Raw genomic sequence first — 16,873 nt, forward strand, 5'->3', positions numbered from 1 at the left:
AGGCTTTAGCAAATCTTTTGACCACGAAAGTATGACAAAACCACTAGTGACAATTTCCGTACCTTCGTTTAACCAAGGCCGATTTCTTGATGATGCGTTGTCGTCTATATTTAATCAAGAAATCCCAGTCGAAGTCTTTGTGCTGGACGGGGGGTCATCGGATAACTCTCTTGAAGTTATACGCAAATGGGAGCACCGATTAGCAGGGTGGCGCAGCCATACAGACGACGGACAGGCATCGGCCATTAATGAAGGCATTATGCAGGGCAAAGCACCCTATGTTTGCTGGTTGAATAGTGATGATTGGTTTTTGCCGGGAGGTTTGGCAAAACTGCTTGGACAGATGGAAAACAACCCCGATGCGCCAGCCATTTACGCCCGTTCTTGGAATATAGTGGAGAGGAGTGGCAGGCGATACCCGGTTTGGGTAGAGCCATTCGATGAACGCCGTCTAGCTTTCCGTTGTATTATATCCCAGCCGGCAACATTGGTCCGGCGTTCCGCTTGGACGGTTGTAGGCGGGGTAGATCCGAAACTGCGCATGGTCATGGATTATGATTTATGGTGGCGTTTGTTCAAGCAGTTTGGGCCCTTACATTTTTTTGATGAGTTTGTGGCGGTGAATCGCGAGCATGAAGACACCAAGACAAATACTCAGCGTCGTTTGCATTACCAGGAAGCGATGGGAGTCGTTCGTAAATACTACGGGAAGCTACCGTTAAAGTGGTGGTTAGCACAACCATATGCCGTTTGGTATAAAGCTTTAGTAGGTGGATTTAAAGAGAATAAATGAAAATATTACATTTTTACAGGACTTCATACCCAGACACTATGGGTGGCATTGAGCAGGTAATTCATCAACTAGCTAGGGGGGCCGCTAAGAAGGGATTTGAAACCGTTGTTCTTTCTCTTACAGACGAAATCAATCCTCAACCAATCAAAATCGACAATTACACGGTACATCGTGCTTCGCTTGACTTTCAGATATCCTCATCAGGATTTTCAATTTCTGCATTATTCCGTTTTGTCCAATTGGCAAAGAATGCAGACATTATACATTATCACTTTCCGTGGCCATTCATGGACTTGGTTCATTTTTTGGCAAGAGCCAATAAGCCGTCAATCGTGACATATCACTCGGATATTATTCGGCAACAATATCTGCTAAAGATCTATCGTCCATTAATGCAAAGATTCCTAGGCAACGTCGATCTTATTGTTGTGACCTCCCCAAACTATTTTGCTACTAGTAAGTTTTTAACATGCTTTCGAGAAAAGGTGCATGTTATCCCGATAGGCCTGGACAAGGCATCTTATCCAACTCCATTACCAGATAGTTTAAGTGGTTGGAGCGGAAAGCTAGGTTCTAAGTTTTTTCTGTTTGTAGGTGTTCTTCGCTATTACAAAGGTCTACATATTCTTATAGAAGCAGCGCAGGGCACTGATTATCCTATAGCAATAGTCGGTGCAGGCCCAATTGAACAAGAATTACGCAAACAAGTTGAAACGCTTGGATTGAAAAACATTCATTTTCTTGGGCAATTGTCTGACGAAGATAAGTCGGCACTTTTAACGCTTTGCTATGGTGTTGTTTTTCCTTCGCATTTACGTTCGGAGGCTTTCGGTATTTCTTTGCTGGAAGGCGCGATGTATGGAAAACCAATGATTTCTAGTGAAATTGGCACTGGTACGACTTTTATTAATATTGCAAACGAGACAGGTCTGGTAGTGCCTCCCAGTAACCCGGATGCTCTTAGGGTGGCGATGAGATTTTTATGGGAAAATCCTGAAAAAGCTGCAGAAATGGGTGCTGCGGCAGAAGCCCGCTATTGGAAATTGTTTACTGCAGATCGGATGGTTGAGGCATATATCAAATTATATGGTGAATTAGTTAAAAATGGATGATCTGCTTCTATAAACCATAGGAAAAAAAATTTGGGGTCATAAGTCAATTTGGTTCATAAATTCCCAAATTTAAACTTTGGGAGGTTTCCGTTAACCCTGATGGTTCGGAGCAGGCGGAGCATACCTAAGCCTTTGCGTTCGTTTGTAAGAGCATTTGGCTAATATCGTTTAGAGAACCATTGGCCAAGGCTTTTTTTCGATTTTTTATGATAGCAATTTACCATTCTCTGAGACGTGGCTGTTCAAAAGGGCTGAAATGATATGCAGGATAGTAATGTGTTGCCGGTAAATAAAGTTGGAATTATCGGTGCGACCAGTTTGGTCGGTGATTGTTTGGTGAAACAGCTGGTTCAATCTGGCATTCGCGTTGCCGCTTATTCGCGGCGGGACAGGCTTTCTAACGTGGATGGAGTTGATTGGCATCGGCTGGATGCTGCTGCGGCATTAGATGATAAGTCGATTAAATATTGGGTGTCATTGGCACCGATCACGGCTTTGCCCAGCTGCTTTTCGTTGCTGGAAGCGCAAGGAGTGCGTCGTGTTGTGGTGTTGTCTTCCACCAGTCGCTTTACTAAAGTGGACTCTTCAAATGCTGAAGAAAAGGCGTATGCGCTACGTTTCGCTGAATCAGAAGCGTTATTTCAATCGTGGGCGGAAAATTTGGGTATAGAGTGGGTGATTTTACGTCCCACCTTGATCTATGGCCTTAAGCGCGATACCAATGTGGGTGAAATTGCCCGGTTCATTCGGCGCTTCGGTTTCTTTCCACTCTTGGGTCAAGCCAGCGGTTTGCGTCAACCCATTCATGCGCAAGATGTCGCGGGTGCCTGCTTGGCCGCATTACAAGCTCCGTCAGCCGCTAACCGGTCGTATAATATTTCGGGAGCTGAAACGCTGACTTATAGAGCGATGGTTTCGCGAATATTTCTAGCCATGCATCGGCAACCTCGAGTTTTTTCTATCCCTTTATGGCTATTTCAGATGGCTGTTGCCGTTTTGAGACTGCTGCCTCGATACCGGCTTTGGACTGCTGCTATGGCCGAACGGATGAACCAGGATTTAGTGTTTGACCACAGCGACGCAGCCCGTGATTTTGGTTTTCAGTCCCGAGAATTTAAGTTGAGCAGCGACGATATTTAATTTAAGGCTATGTACCCGTTAATAGTTGGTTCTCGACTCGGTCCGGATTGTCGGGGTCCAGGACACAAGGGCGTGCTACAGCCTTTGCCATCCGTGGCTTCTGGGCTCATGCCGGGCTGTCCTGCCCGGCACCCTTCGGGCGAGTGCGAATCCGCTCCAGGCGGATTGGTCCGGCAATCCCTGCCGGAACGACGGCAACTATTACTGCAAACACAGTTCCCTAACAAGCCTGGACATCCCTATAAAAACTGGGAAACTAGAGCTTTAAACTATCAGTGCCTTATTTAATGTATCAGTTTTAGTTCTATTGTCGTTACCGTTGATGGGGTCAGAGGCAACTTCCCGATATAAGGCAGGAGATTATTACTTTGGAAAAAGTGGTCATTTCGTTTATTGCCGATCAGTTTCGTTATGCTAAGCTAACCTGCAATTTTGATTTTTTCCTCTATCCCTACAGAGCAGCTTATGGCCACTTCTTTGCTTCATGAACTGGATTTTTACGCTTGGACTCAGCAACAGGTTGCTCTTATTAAATCGGGTAATTTTGTTGATGTCGATTTTAAACATTTAATCGAAGAGATAGAGCGTATGGGGGTAAATGAGCGGCGAGAATTGATCAATCGGCTTGCTGTTTTATCAGCACATCTCTTGAAGTGGCATTATCAACCTTCTTTTCGTGGCCGGAGTTGGCAACTCACGATAAAAAAACAACGGCGTCAGCTGCAACGGCTCCTTAAGGATAATCCCAGTTTACAGGCAAGGCTGGCAGAGTTTATCGCTGATGCCTATGTGGATTCCGTCTTACTGGCAGCCAAGGAAACCGGATTGGAAGAATCGGATTTCCCCGTCCAATGTCCATACGGTCAAGATGATATTTTGGATTCGGAATTTTATCCGGTATAGCAATAATCTGATAGCGCCTGTCATGCTCGCTAAGTCGAAGCGGGTAGTTTAAAAGAATATTAGAAATTAAGGGTTGTATAACACCAGTATTTAATACTTTTAATAATTAGAAATAGCTAATATACTAAATTATTAGCACACCCGCATGAGGTAACCCCAATGAAATCGCCAATCAATCAACAACGCCGTCAATGGTTGAAATACGCTGCAATAACTGCTGTTGGAGCGGCAACTTATCCTACTTGGGCCCAAGCGACTGGAAAATTTAAAGCCGTCAATCAGCCTTCCGCTAATTTTATTCCTGATGTCGAAATTGAGTTAACTCAAGAAGTCGCGCATGTTCAATTGCTGGATGGACAAAAGACGCGCGTCTGGAAAGTTCTGGGCAAAGTTTTAAAAGGCCCGTCTGATGCCCTGCAAAATTCTGCTGATACGTATCTGGCACCTACGATTCGTTTGCGTAAAGGTCAAAAAGTCAGAATCTTTTTAAACAATAATTTACCGGCTCATTCCATTCTGCACTGGCATGGTTTGCATGTTCCCGCCATTATGGATGGCAATCCCATGTTTGCGATTGGTACCGGAGAAACTTATATTTATGAGTTCGAGCTGCTAAACCGGGCAGGAATGTATTGGTATCATGCCCATACTCACAATCTCACGGCCAAGCAGGTGTATTCCGGATTGGCGGGTTTATTTATCGTTCAGGACGATGCTGAAGAAGCGCTTGATTTGCCGGCCGGTGAATTTGAAGTGCCTTTGGTCATCCAGGATCGCAGCTTCGACAAAGAGAATCAACTGGCTTACAGCGATCATATGATGCAGCGTATGCAAGGTTTTCTGGGCGAACGGATTCTTGTCAACGGCCAGCCTGATTATGTTATGCCGGTCGCCGGACAGGCCTACCGGCTAAGATTGTTGAACGGTTCAAATTCCCGAATTTACAAGTTGGGCTGGAGTGATGGTGCGAAACTCACTGTCATTGGCGTCGATGGCGGATTATTGGAAAAACCGCAAGTTTATCCGTATGTCATACTGGCACCTGGCGAGCGAGTGGAATTGTGGGTTGATTTCGGCACGCGCGAGGTGGGTTCGGAAGTGACACTTAGAAGTCTTCCCTTCGAATCGTCTATGCATGGCGGTATGGGCATGATGGGCGGCGGCGGTATGATGGGGGGTGGCCGGCGAGGCATGATGGGCGGCGGAATGATGGGCATGATGTCCGGTTCCGCGCTGCCGTTGGGCAGTGAATATAATCTGTTCAGTGTGAAGGTGGTTAAAGCCGGAAAGGGCAAATCAAAATTACCGGAAAAATTGACGCCCATATCAAAGCTCAAGATGAACGATGCGGCCAATGCTGACAAGCCAAGATCGATCAGGCTTTCCATGCGGCATATGTCGGCGTTGTTGAATGGACGTTCTTATAAAATGAACGATGTAAAAGCAGATGAGATCATTCCTGTAAATACCTTGCAAGTGATTGAATTTGATAATGGCTTTGGCGGAATGAACGGGATGGCGATGCCGCATCCCATGCATTTGCACGGTGAGCAGTTTCAAGTCATCAAACGTCAGGTCAACGCCAATTCCAGCGATACTTATGCCTCAGTTTCGGCTGGATTGGTCAGAGGCGGCTGGAAGGATACCGTACTCGTCATGCCGGGTGAAAAAGTAACGGTACTAAAGCCCTTCAATGACTATACCGGTCTGTTTATGTATCACTGCCATAATCTCGAACACGAAGATCTGGGCATGATGCGGGATTTGTTGATTAAGTAAGGATCTTGTTAAAAATAACCGCCCCTTTGAAAAAAGGGGGCTTGATTAAAAAACTCCCTCAGTCCCACGGCAACTGCTCCATGCGTTGTCCTTCCTTCTTCTGCATCACTGCAGCCCTCTTTTTAAAAAGAAGGGTGAATAAGCGAGTGATTTGGCACAATCGGAATTTCAGGAAGTTATTTGTGGCCATATCCTAAGTGGAATACAATCCGCTCCCGCAAGGGAAACACCAGTGTCAATGATGTGTTACGTTGAAAAAATGGATTTTATTTTTACCGGACTGCTTTGCGTTGTACATGGCTTGATCGGCTTGCCGCAACAGTACATCGGCTTCTATGTTGCCGGATTGATCAACCGCTACGCCAATACTGGCAGTCACTTGGCACGTCTGGTCTTGTATCCTGATCGTTTCGGCAATCGAGTTGAGTATGCGCTGCAAGGTTTTTTCACATTCAATCACATCATGCAAGCGGGGTAGCAAGATGATAAATTCATCGCCGCCTAACCGCGCTACGGTGTCGGATTCCCGGATGATATGACTGATGCGCTTGGCTATTTCGATTAAAACAACATCTCCGGCTGAATGCCCGAGAGTGTCATTGATCGGTTTGAAGCCGTCCAGATCAAGATAGCATACTGCCATTAAAGTAGGTTCCCGTTTGATTTGTAATAAAGCCTGCTGCATTCTATCGCTCAACAGGACGCGGTTAGGAATGCCGGTCAGTGCATCATAGTAGGCAATCTTCTGTAGCCGCTCTTCATATTTTTTAAGCGATGTGATGTCTGAAAAAATACCAACAAAATTAATTAACTGGTTTTTATCGTTGTGCACTGACGAAATGGTCAGCAATTCGGCGTAAATCTCACCGTTTTTTTTGCGATTCCATATTTCGCCTTTCCAGAAACCTTCGGTAATCAAACTTTCCCACATCATGTTGAAATAGTCGGCTTTTTGAATGCCTGATTGCAAAATACGTGGATTCTGACCTACCACTTCATCGCGGCTATAGCCGGTAATCCTTGCGAAGCCCTCGTTTACTTCGATGATGTTGGCTTTATGATCGGTTATGACGATGCCCTCGCGCGTATTTTCGAAAACGCGTTTACTCAAGCGCATACTGTTTTCGGCGGCCAGTTTGTCGGTAATATCGCGTGCTGAGGCATAAATTTCCGCATGCGATGGAGAGGCTTGCCACTCCAGCCAGCAATACCCGCCGGCTTTATTCTTATACCGGTTTACGAAGCCGGATATTTCTTTACCTTGAAAGAGATTTTTGACAGCCTCATGCGTCTTTTCTTTATCGTCCGGGTGTACAAAATCCCAAATTGTTGCGCCTTCTATTTCTGATGGTTTGTAGCCTAAGACATTGTGCCAGGCTGTGTTTACTCTCTGGAAACGTCCATCGGCATCTACAATACAAAATAAATCCAAACCCAAAGAAAAAAAATTGCTCATTTTTTCTTGCAGCTGTTTTAGTGCCAGCTGATTCCGGATGCGTAACTTGGTGATGTCCGGGTTGAATGGTTTGCTGATGAAATCCAGCGCACCCAGTTGCAGGCCTTTGCTTTCTGACTCTTTATCATTGGTGCCGGTTATAAAAATAACGGGAATTTCACGGCAGACGGGGTCTTCCTTTAGTTTTTTACAGACTTCATAACCGTCAAGTTCAGGCATCACGACATCAAGAAGGATTAAATCCGGAGGTGTTTTTTTGGCGATTTCCAGCGCTGTAAACCCGTTATTGGCGACTTTGATAAGGTAATCATCACTTAATAGCCCCGCCAATATCTGTATATTAAGCGGCATATCGTCAACGATAAGTAGGGTGAATTTAGTAGTCAAGGTGATCTGGGAGGATTATCAAATTCTAATATTAGATTATGACTAACAACCAATAAGCTGGCAAGATGAGACGTGTAGTAATTGTTACAAAAACCGTATCTGCTCCCCCTCCAATTTTAGTGGGTGTAGGTGGTTTTATGCGTCCTTTGAAATCAAGCACCTACATCCTTAATTCAAAGTGGGCGATAAGTTACACAAAAACTTTTTGTACTGAGCTGATCCGGTTAAGCTCAACCGTGTCTATCCATGAGCCCCCTATCTCTGGAAATGCTCAGATCTAACGAATATTTGAGTAAAAAAGGAATGATAGGATATTAGCTCATTTGTCTTTGATATTCCGCAAATGCCTATGCGCCTCTATGTAATTGAAATTATGAATGTGGCTAACCATAGCTTCAAATTCATCTTGCCATTCAACAGGCAGGTTTCGGCCGATACGATCGAGTAATGCGTCATTAATGAAACTGTTTTCCGTCAGTAGTTTATCGAGTTCATTGAGTCCCGACTCCGCTTCTTTTGCATCATGCTTGCCGGGAGTTAAAGCCGCCACCGGGTATTGATGGAGCATTTGCGTGATATCAGCAAGCGTCTTTTCAAACACGGTTCGCCAGGCATTGACGGTATCCGGATGATGCTCATTTTTTTTGAGTTGATTGTCCAGCGTTTCAGTAATGCGATGCAGATTCTTTGCGCCCAGATTTCCCGCTGCACCTTTGAGTTTATGGGCTTTTTTTTCAGCGTTATCTAATGCACCATTTTCTATATCGGAGATAAGTTGCCTGGCATCAATGGGTGCTTGTTGATGAAATAACGAGAACAGATTGATTAAAGCGGACCGGTTGCCGCCTAACATTTGAATTAGAGGGGTCAGGTCAAAGTCAGGTAAGGCAGAGCAAAAAGCTATCCATGAAGCCTCTATGACGGGCTCAGCCAGTTTGGCGCTGAGTTCATTTTCCGGATGGATCCAGAGAACCAGCGTGGAAATCAGCTCTTCCGGATTGATCGGTTTGGAGACGAAGTCATTCATGCCATGAGACAGGCAGTTTTCCCTTTCGGTAAATGTAACGCCTGCTGACAGGGCAATGATCGGTAATTCAGCATGACGTTGATTTTTCCGAATTTCGCGGGTTGCCTCAATTCCGCCCATGACAGGCATTTGAATATCCATCAGGACGGCGTCAAAGTTTTGTTGCTCAACTTTTTCTAACGCCTCTTTGCCGTTGATGGCCACGTCTACCACTATGCCGCAAAGTTTTAAAAATTCCTTTACCACCTGCTGATTGACTTCGTTGTCCTCTACAATCAGGATACGTTTACCGCGAATGGAATGACCCAGATCTGATAATTCGTTGGTTAATAAGCCGGACTGAAGGTTATTTCGATGACGCGTTAAACGGTGCTTGCCTTTGTCTGTTATTGTCAGCGGTAAATCAAAAAAGAAAGTCGTGCCTAAGCCGGGCTGGCTATCGACAAAAAACTGCCCGTCCATCATGGCTAGAAGTTTGGAACTGATGGCCAGACCTAAACCTGTTCCGCCAAACCGTCGGGTAATAGAGCCGTCGACCTGGCTGAATGGCTGGAAGAGTTTATCCCTGTCGGCTTTGGTAATGCCGATGCCGGTATCTTTTACCGAAAAATTCAGAAGCGCTTGTGTGCCTGCGCATTCCTTTAGAGACACCGTCAGAAAAACCCCGCCGTGTTCGGTAAACTTGATGGCATTACTTAACAGATTGGCAAGTATCTGTTGTAGCCGCAGGGCATCGCCTATCAGATTGCGCGGAATGCCAGTCGGTACATCGATAGAAAAATCCAGCTCTTTGGCGCGTGCGCGGATTTCGAACAAATTACGCAAGTTATCCAATAGCACGTCAAGATCAAAGGGCGCATTTTCAATTTCCATACGGTCGGCTTCAATCTTGGAAAAGTCCAAAATGTCGTTAAGAATGCCGAGCAGGTTTTGCGATGATAACAACGCTTTATTCAGGTAATTTCTAACTTCCCGCGTAGACGGCTGATTTAATGCCAATTGCGTCAGTCCGATGATGCCGTTCATCGGCGTTCGGATTTCATGTGACATATTGGCAAGAAATTCGGATTTGGATTTGGCCGCATGTTCGGCAAGATCTTTGGCTTCGCGCAAGGCCGACTCTGTCTGGATGCGTTCGGTAATATCGGTAGAAATACCGCATAAGGCATAAATGCTGCCGTCTTCTTTTCGTAGCGGCAGTTTAACCGACCAGTAGGTTAGCGTTTGCCCCGTAGTTGTAACCGTTCCGGTTTCTTCGCACCGGATGGTCTCGCCATTGACCAGAACGCGCTGGTCATTTTGCAGGATAATTGCTTTGGATTCAGCGTCGAAAAATTTATCATCGCTGTAGCCGATAATATCTTCCGCATTGACGCGCCAAAGTTCTCGCGCCATACGATTCGCGAACAGATAACAGCCTTTAGTGTCTTTGAGATAAATGCAGGCGCTGACGTTTTCAAGCACTTCCATCAGCTTGTGTTCGCTTTGGCGCAGGTCAATTTCCAGGCGTCTTTGCTCCGTAATATCGTGAGCGGCCGCATAAATGAGTGTGCCTTGCGGTTGAGAATGCCATTCTATCCAGCGATAAGTGCCGTCTTTGTGTCGAAACCGGTTGATAAACCTGGAAACGATTTGGCCGTTTGTGAGTGTCGCTAACGCGTCTACAGTGATTTCCATATCGTCAGGATGGACTAGCTCCAGATAGGACCGGCCTTGAAGATCGGCAATGGGGTAGCCGAGTGTATGCTCCCAGGCGGGGTTTAACTTGACGAAATAACCATCACCATTGGCAATGCAGAATAAATCCATCGCATTGTTAAAGTAACTGTCCAACTCACGGGTTTTTTGCCTTAACGCCTCCTCGGCTTTCTGGCGGCTGTAATTGCGGATTTCGTTGCTGAGTATCAATGCCGCATGATTAAAAAAAATAGGTAGATATTTGCGTAAAGGCTCGCTATTGAAATGAATGTTTTCAAGCTTGATCACGCCGATTAGCTTATTGCCTTCCAGCAGCGGGAAGGCCCAGTTGCATGCGTGTTGCAACTGGAAACCATTGACCAGTAATTTCGTTTTATCGGTTTGTTCTTCAACCAGTCGATGATGATCAATGACTTGTTGGACGAGAGGGTCATCTACAGTTTCAATGATTGCGTGAGTGCCGAAAAAATTAAAATAATTCAACTCTTCATCAATCCAGTAATAGATGATGGTATCGGTACCCCCTACAATTTCCATGATGCTGTTCAGCAAAGAAGCCAGCATGCCTTTTATGCCGGGGAGGGGGTCGATGCTTTCGATCAGACGGACAACAAGTTCCAAATACGCTTTTTCATTGGCGAGCTTGACCATGCGTACACGGAGATGGTCTATCTCCGCTGCAGGGTTATCGGCATTCTCACTGGGCCGCATGATGTTTTTGAGCGATAGCGTCTTGAAGAACGAGCTGCAGATGCTCCAGATCGACATCCATCCAGACCAGAGGCAAGTCTACGAATTGAGCGGCTAATACGGCGGCGGCAGAGAAATCTTCCGAACAGGGTGTACGTAAGGCAAGTATATATTTGTGGCTGCTGTGAAAGATTTCCCGAACCACGCTTGGATTTTTCCCGAAGACCTCGGTAATCATAGGTTCCCAGGTGTTTGCCCAGTCTTCGACCAAAAAGTAAGCGCCTTTGGACAATTCCTGCATAAACAGTTCGTAGCCCAGCAGCATAACGATACAGTTTTGGCCTTGTGTGCGCAGGGTATGATGTTGTTCCAGATAGCTGTCCATTTTGGGATGACAGGCGCCGTAGAAAACGATGGTTTCTCTGTTTGAGTTTTCATCTGCGGTTAATGCCGAATTCAGTTCTGCGGCCAGTTTATCGAAATAATTATGAAGTGCTGAATGAAGAAATTGCGTTTGCAAATTCCAGCCGTTTAGATTGATGAGATACGTGACCTCTTTGCTCAGAATCCCGCAGCCGACCAGCACCATGGGTTTATTTTCTTCTACTATTGGCGGCATCCCGGATTTCATAAATAGCTTCCGTATTCAAACGCGGCGTTTATCAGCGCGGTAATATTTTCTGCCGGTATTTCTGACGGCATCAAGCCGGTACCCAAAAGGAAGTGACCGCCCGCTTTGCCGGCTTTACAAAGTCGTTTGACTTCAGCGCGGGTCTCTTCTGCTGTCCAGTGAATCATCTTGATGTCGTCGATAACGCCGCAGGTTAAACCTCTAGAGCCGATGATGCTTTTTGCTTCGGCAAGATCGGCCAGGGGGCTGATGTAATGGGTTGTAATGCCGAGATTTTGGATTACGTCTTCAATAACCTTGTTAAATGGTGCCATGCCGCAATAATAGATAACATCAGTTACGCCACCTGGTTCAAGGTCGCGTTTCATCCAGGGCATAGAGAAGTTGTGGAAGCGTTTCATATCCACAAAATAAGGCGAACCGAACGGAGATGAATAAATCAAAATATTGGCACCAGCGGCCCGGTAAGCGGCAATTTCTTTTTGAAAAAAGTCTGAACATTTTCGAACCAGTTCATCACGCAAATCATCGGGCCCGGTCAGTAGCAGTTCCAGCCATTTATCCATACCCATCAGCAGTGACGGTAACGTTGTCGAGGCGGTCAGGTACGCGCAAACCGGATACTTGGCACCGGCTTCTTCTCTCAGGATAGCCAGGCATTTGGCTGTTTCTTCCCATGCCGGGTGGTCGGTAATATCGTTCGGCACTTCCAGTTTGGCGATGTCATCGTAATCCTTGATGACGAAGTCCTCCACATTCGGTGCTCCGCTGTCAGAGAACAGAATTTTATTGCATCCCAGCAATTCCGCCTCTTTGCCGACATAAAACAGGCTCCACACATTGTCATAGCCATAACGGGCACGCATTTTGAGCTGGCCTTCGGCGACATGCTCACCTTTGGCATAGTAAGCCTGCTGAGTAAGGCCTAATTCACGCGCGCCTTGATCCAGCAGATTACAAAATACCGGTATACGCGGGGTTGGCAATCCCTTAATAGTTGCGTCGAGAATTTCAATGGGGGTCATTTCGCATTCACCTCATGGATCAGATCGACGATAGTTTTAGCCGCGCTGATGCCATCAGCGGCCCAGGCGTCGGCGCCTACCGTTTTGTAAAGTTCCGGATCGAAACGGAAAGGCGCACCGCCTACCGCTATTTTTATGCCGGATTCCAGTCCTTGATCGTTCAGTAGCTTTCGTACTTTACGACAACCGTTTTCGCCTGTTGCCGAATGCACCATCATCGCTGATATGGCAATGACTTGCGCGTTATGAGCAATGGCCTCATCGACAAAGCGCTCTGCCGTGACATTGACACCCAGATCAATGGTTTCGACCATCATCGCTTTAAGACAGCCTGAAACAATTCGTTTGCCCAGGGAATGCAGATCGCCCAAGGCTGTGCCTATAACTACACGGCCCAGGATCTTCGGCGGCGACCGAAACTGCAAAAGCATTTTTTCGGTGACCTCAGAGGCAATCTGGGCCGTCATAAAGTGTTGCGCCAGATTTGCATCCGGGTCTTTGGTAATTATGGCCATCATTTCATTGATGGCGGGTATGACCACTTTGAAAATAATGTCTTCAGGCGTATGGCCCTCAGCTAAAGCGTTGTCGATGACTTCAAATGCGGCTTCTTTATCGGTGTCGAAAACCGCTTCATTATAGTGATTGATAATGTCGTCAAGCATGATTGATCCTTACTGAGGCAAAGCAGGCATAATGGCTTTCCATCAGCGTTATTTTCCGGAAATTTAAGAAGGGTTGCCGGACGGTTTCAAAGATGTAAATACTGAAGACAAGTATAGGAAACCTGAATAAATTAGTTGTCAAAGTGCAGTTTTAAGGACTTTTATTTTTATGGTTTATCACTATTTCAGCGAAGTAACAAAACAAAGGCTGAACTTCGTATGGGTTGTAGTTGGCAATAGCCAACCCAACATTTTAAGAGGATGGCTTTAATGGTTGAGTTGTGAAAGACATGCAATCCAAGCTGCGCTGAATAATTACGATGTCTTTTTGTCTGAATCCAGCAAACTCATCTGCAGCAAGGTTGATCAGCTAGCGGGTGCTGCTCAAACCTCATCAGGCGTCAGGTTGAACGGCAGATAAACCCGAAATTGACTACCTTTGCCGGGTTCGCTGCTCACATCGATTCTGCCGCCGTGTTTTGCGATAATGTTTTGCGAAATCGATAAGCCTAGGCCCGTTCCTTTTCCAACCGGTTTGGTCGTGAAAAACGGTTCAAACATACGATGCATCAGTTCCGGGGCTATGCCTTCGCCGCTGTCGGCAATTTCTACCCATACTTCTTTAGCCGTCTGTCCGCTGCGAATGTAAATGTCGCCCGTGGTTTTGATCGCATGTGCCGCATTGATTAACAGATTCATGAATACCTGGTTGAGTTGTGACGGCAAGCAATAAATTTCAGGGAGGTCGTCGTATTCCTTATGAACGGTGCAGTGATATTTCAGCTCGTTCCAGATAATGTTAAGCGTCAAATCCAGGCCTTTGTGCAAGTCGGCTAATTCCCATTTGTTTTCATCGCTGTGGGAAAAATTCTTTAAGTCCTGAATAATGTCTTTAATCCTGGACAAACCTTCAATCGATTCGGCAATCAACTGCGGAATGTCATTGCGCAGATAATCAAGGTCCTTTTGCTGTTTTATCAGGCGCAGTTCCTGTATTGACGCCAATGTGGGCGGGTCAGTTTCTATAAGCGCGTCATAAGCGTTAAGGACCTCAAACAAATCGGCCATATAGCTTTTGAGCGTATTGATATTCGAATTGACGAAACCAACAGGATTGTTGATTTCATGAGCAATGCCGGCCGCGAGTTGACCTATCGCCGCCAGTTTTTCCGACTGCAGAAGTTGCAAATGCACTTGCTGATTTTCCTGTTGACGGCGTTGAATTTCCGTTTCCAGAAAAGCGTTTTGATCTTGCAGCCAATCGCGCGATCTTTTCAGTTCAAGCTGGGTGCGTACCCTGGCCAGTAATATGGAGAAATGGCAGGGTTTGTAAATGTAGTCAACGGCACCTAATTGCAGGCCTCTTTCTTCTTCACTATCGGAATTTAATGCGCTGACGAATATCACAGGAATTTCCCGGGTTGTCGGATTCGCCTTGAGCAATTCAATTACCTGATACCCGTCCATGCCCGGCATCATCACATCCAGCAAAATCAGATCCGGTCTAGGCGTACTGTTGACTATTTGTAACGCACGCTCTCCGGATGTCGCCACCAATACCTTGTAGTGTGGCGCCAATGCCTGTCCAAAGATCGACAAATTGATGGTATGATCGTCAACCAGCAGGATGGTGGCAGTTGTTTCGGAGAATTGTTTCTGGTTATGCATCAAAAGGCCTGTAAAATCATGATTTTCGCAGAATGAATAGCCGGTATGTCTGGTTTTACGAACCTCAATCGGGAGCATCGATCGTGTTTTATCTGACACTCAATTCAACAAACTTGCCTGATAGGGCCAATTTGTCCGATGGCCATTTTAACCTGGACTAAGCAGTTAAACGTAGGCATTGACTCGATTGATCAACAGCATCGACGTCTGGTTGATATCATCAATCAACTCGATGAATCCGTAGCCTTAGGCGATGAACCTACGGCGGTACTCAGTTTGATCGGCGAATTGATCGATTATACCCATTACCACTTCGAACATGAGGAAAGGTTGATGGGCGAAGCCGGTTACGATGCCAATAAGCTTGCCCAGCATCAAGCGCTGCACCAGGCGTTTGTCAGTAAGGTGCTTGAGGAACAACAAAAAGCCGTTACCGATCCTGATGCCGTTTCCAATAACCTGTTAGAGTTTCTTGTCGAGTGGTTGTCCGCCCATATCCTCTATTCCGACAAACAAATGGCGCTAGACATCAGCAGTATCAACACCGACAGTAGCGTTTTAAAAAAACAACAGACCGATATCATGCAAAGCAATTTGTATTCGGCGTTGCGGGAGAGCGAGACCCGGTTTCGCGATCTGGCTGATCATCTTCCCGCATTAATCTGGATCACAAATGCCAGGCAAGTACCGATTTTTTGCAACCGATTTTGTTTAAAACTCTACGGTTTAAGCAAGGCCCAGCTCAGCAAGGAAACTTGGCTTAATCAAGTTGATGACCGCGACCGTTTACGTGTCCAGCAGGCTTATCTGCAAGCCTCGGTCCAACGGACATCTATCAAATTAGAATACCGGCTGATCCAAGCTGATAAGTCTGCGCTTTGGGTGCTGGAAACTGCGGTGCCGCGCATTCGCCGCAATGGTCAATTTGCCGGATTGATGGGCTGTGGTGTGGATATTACCGCGCAAAAGTTGTCGGAAGCAAATCTGGAACAGCAAGTCACTGTGCGTACCCAAGAGCTTCAGATTGCCAACCAGACACTGGCAATAGAGAAACGCCAGCAAATTTCCTTGAATCAGCAACTCAAGGAGGCGCAAAATCATCTGATTCAGTCTGAAAAAATGGCATCCATCGGTCAACTGGCCGCCGGAGTGGCTCATGAAATCAATAATCCTTTGGGTTATATTTATTCCAATCTCAACACTCTGCAACACTATCTCAACGACTTATTGAAGATGGCTGATACCGCCGATCTTTTGGCCGCACAACTACCGGCCGATAACCCGGCTGTCCAAAGCTTGCAATCGCTGCAAAAGTCAGCTGATTTGAATTTCATCCGGCAAGATTTACCGGATTTGGTTGCCGAGGCGATGGAAGGAGCCAATCGCGCCAAAAAAATTGTGCAGGATTTGCGTGATTTTTCTCGCATCGACAAACAAGAACGGGCGTTGTTCGATATTGAGGCCGGTCTCAATGCAACGCTGAATATTGTCAACAATGAGTTGAAATTAAAAGCCGAAGTCATCAAAGATTACGGTGGCGTCAAGCCCTTATTATGCGTTGGCCCACAACTTAACCAGGTATTCATGAACATGCTGGTCAACGCCGCTCAAGCGATTGACGGTTTCGGCAGAATATCCATTCGTACCGGTTACCAGGATGCCGACTGGGTATGGGTGGAAATAGCCGATACCGGCCACGGAATCCCCGACGCGATTAAAGCTCAAATTTTTGATCCGTTTTTCACCACCAAACCGGTAGGCAAGGGGACCGGCCTGGGTTTGTCGCTATCCTATAAAATTATCCAGGATCATTCGGGTCGCATTGATTTACAATCCGAGGCCGGTAAGGGCAGTACATTCAGGATTTATCTGCCCCTTCATTGATAAACAAGCATCCTA

12 protein-coding genes are annotated in these 16,873 nt (G+C 46.2%); 6 read left to right on the forward strand and 6 right to left on the reverse strand.

All coding sequences use genetic code 11. From position 1 onward, the window contains the following. The first annotated feature begins 31 nt into the window (after window positions 1-31). The 5 genes from GO003_RS10525 to GO003_RS10545 all read left to right on the forward strand — a co-directional run bounded on the left by GO003_RS10525 (window position 32) and on the right by GO003_RS10545 (window position 5,727). Window positions 32-793 (forward strand): glycosyltransferase family 2 protein, encoded by a 762-nt coding sequence (locus GO003_RS10525; protein WP_159654011.1) that lies wholly within the window; start codon window positions 32-34, stop codon window positions 791-793. Next, complete coding sequence (locus GO003_RS10530; RefSeq protein WP_159654010.1) at window positions 790-1,905, forward strand: glycosyltransferase family 4 protein; 1,116 nt, start codon at window positions 790-792, stop codon at window positions 1,903-1,905. Before GO003_RS10525 ends, GO003_RS10530 begins: the two co-directional genes overlap by 4 nt. A gap of 261 nt (window positions 1,906-2,166) precedes the next feature. Further along, a complete protein-coding gene (locus tag GO003_RS10535) occupies window positions 2,167-3,045 on the forward strand; it encodes an NAD-dependent epimerase/dehydratase family protein (RefSeq protein WP_159654009.1) in 879 nt (292 codons plus the stop codon). Between the two features lie 465 nt (window positions 3,046-3,510). After that, on the forward strand, window positions 3,511-3,948 hold the full coding sequence (locus tag GO003_RS10540) for a DUF29 domain-containing protein (protein ID WP_159654008.1): 438 nt from the start codon (window positions 3,511-3,513) through the stop codon (window positions 3,946-3,948). A gap of 159 nt (window positions 3,949-4,107) precedes the next feature. After that, window positions 4,108-5,727: a multicopper oxidase family protein gene (locus GO003_RS10545; RefSeq protein ID WP_159654007.1), complete on the forward strand. Its 1,620-nt coding sequence runs from the start codon at window positions 4,108-4,110 to the stop codon at window positions 5,725-5,727. Between the two features lie 235 nt (window positions 5,728-5,962). On the opposite strand, the gene GO003_RS10550 is transcribed toward GO003_RS10545, so the two are convergent. From GO003_RS10550 to GO003_RS10575, 6 genes are all read right to left on the reverse strand, one after another. Then, a complete protein-coding gene (locus tag GO003_RS10550) occupies window positions 5,963-7,570 on the reverse strand; it encodes a diguanylate cyclase domain-containing protein (protein WP_159654006.1) in 1,608 nt (535 codons plus the stop codon). 319 nt (window positions 7,571-7,889) lie between these two features. Then, a complete protein-coding gene (locus tag GO003_RS10555; RefSeq protein WP_159654005.1) occupies window positions 7,890-11,006 on the reverse strand; it encodes a PAS domain-containing hybrid sensor histidine kinase/response regulator in 3,117 nt (1,038 codons plus the stop codon). Further along, window positions 10,993-11,604, reverse strand: coding sequence for a DUF1638 domain-containing protein (locus GO003_RS10560; protein ID WP_231088935.1), 612 nt, complete (start codon window positions 11,602-11,604; stop codon window positions 10,993-10,995). Before GO003_RS10560 ends, GO003_RS10555 begins: the two co-directional genes overlap by 14 nt. A gap of 8 nt (window positions 11,605-11,612) precedes the next feature. Continuing rightward, window positions 11,613-12,641: a uroporphyrinogen decarboxylase family protein gene (locus tag GO003_RS10565; protein ID WP_159654003.1), complete on the reverse strand. Its 1,029-nt coding sequence runs from the start codon at window positions 12,639-12,641 to the stop codon at window positions 11,613-11,615. Beyond that, complete coding sequence (locus GO003_RS10570; protein ID WP_159654002.1) at window positions 12,638-13,306, reverse strand: cobalamin B12-binding domain-containing protein; 669 nt, start codon at window positions 13,304-13,306, stop codon at window positions 12,638-12,640. Before GO003_RS10570 ends, GO003_RS10565 begins: the two co-directional genes overlap by 4 nt. A gap of 384 nt (window positions 13,307-13,690) precedes the next feature. Continuing rightward, window positions 13,691-15,073 carry an ATP-binding protein gene (locus tag GO003_RS10575; RefSeq protein ID WP_231088936.1) on the reverse strand — a complete coding sequence of 461 codons (1,383 nt, stop codon included), beginning with the start codon at window positions 15,071-15,073 and terminating at the stop codon, window positions 13,691-13,693. Between the two features lie 39 nt (window positions 15,074-15,112). Between GO003_RS10575 and GO003_RS10580 the strand changes: the two genes are divergently transcribed. Next, window positions 15,113-16,858, forward strand: a complete 1,746-nt coding sequence (locus GO003_RS10580; RefSeq protein ID WP_159653999.1) for a bacteriohemerythrin — start codon at window positions 15,113-15,115, stop codon at window positions 16,856-16,858. Window positions 16,859-16,873: the final 15 nt, after the last annotated feature.

Source organism: Methylicorpusculum oleiharenae, assembly GCF_009828925.2.
In the GTDB taxonomy this organism is placed as follows: Bacteria; Pseudomonadota; Gammaproteobacteria; order Methylococcales; family Methylomonadaceae; genus Methylicorpusculum; species Methylicorpusculum oleiharenae.

What these genes read in the sequence shown, in the direction of transcription:
- GO003_RS10570 (WP_159654002.1), bottom strand. Translation starts at nt 13,306, where the DNA reads ATGCTTGACGACATTATCAATCACTATAATGAAGCGGTTTTCGACACC.
- GO003_RS10540 (WP_159654008.1), top strand. Translation starts at nt 3,511, where the DNA reads ATGGCCACTTCTTTGCTTCATGAACTGGATTTTTACGCTTGGACTCAG.
- GO003_RS10545 (WP_159654007.1), top strand. Translation starts at nt 4,108, where the DNA reads ATGAAATCGCCAATCAATCAACAACGCCGTCAATGGTTGAAATACGCT.
- GO003_RS10535 (WP_159654009.1), top strand. Translation starts at nt 2,167, where the DNA reads ATGCAGGATAGTAATGTGTTGCCGGTAAATAAAGTTGGAATTATCGGT.
- GO003_RS10560 (WP_231088935.1), bottom strand. Translation starts at nt 11,604, where the DNA reads ATGCCGCCAATAGTAGAAGAAAATAAACCCATGGTGCTGGTCGGCTGC.
- GO003_RS10530 (WP_159654010.1), top strand. Translation starts at nt 790, where the DNA reads ATGAAAATATTACATTTTTACAGGACTTCATACCCAGACACTATGGGT.
- GO003_RS10555 (WP_159654005.1), bottom strand. Translation starts at nt 11,006, where the DNA reads ATGCGGCCCAGTGAGAATGCCGATAACCCTGCAGCGGAGATAGACCAT.
- GO003_RS10525 (WP_159654011.1), top strand. Translation starts at nt 32, where the DNA reads ATGACAAAACCACTAGTGACAATTTCCGTACCTTCGTTTAACCAAGGC.
- GO003_RS10580 (WP_159653999.1), top strand. Translation starts at nt 15,113, where the DNA reads ATGGCCATTTTAACCTGGACTAAGCAGTTAAACGTAGGCATTGACTCG.
- GO003_RS10565 (WP_159654003.1), bottom strand. Translation starts at nt 12,641, where the DNA reads ATGACCCCCATTGAAATTCTCGACGCAACTATTAAGGGATTGCCAACC.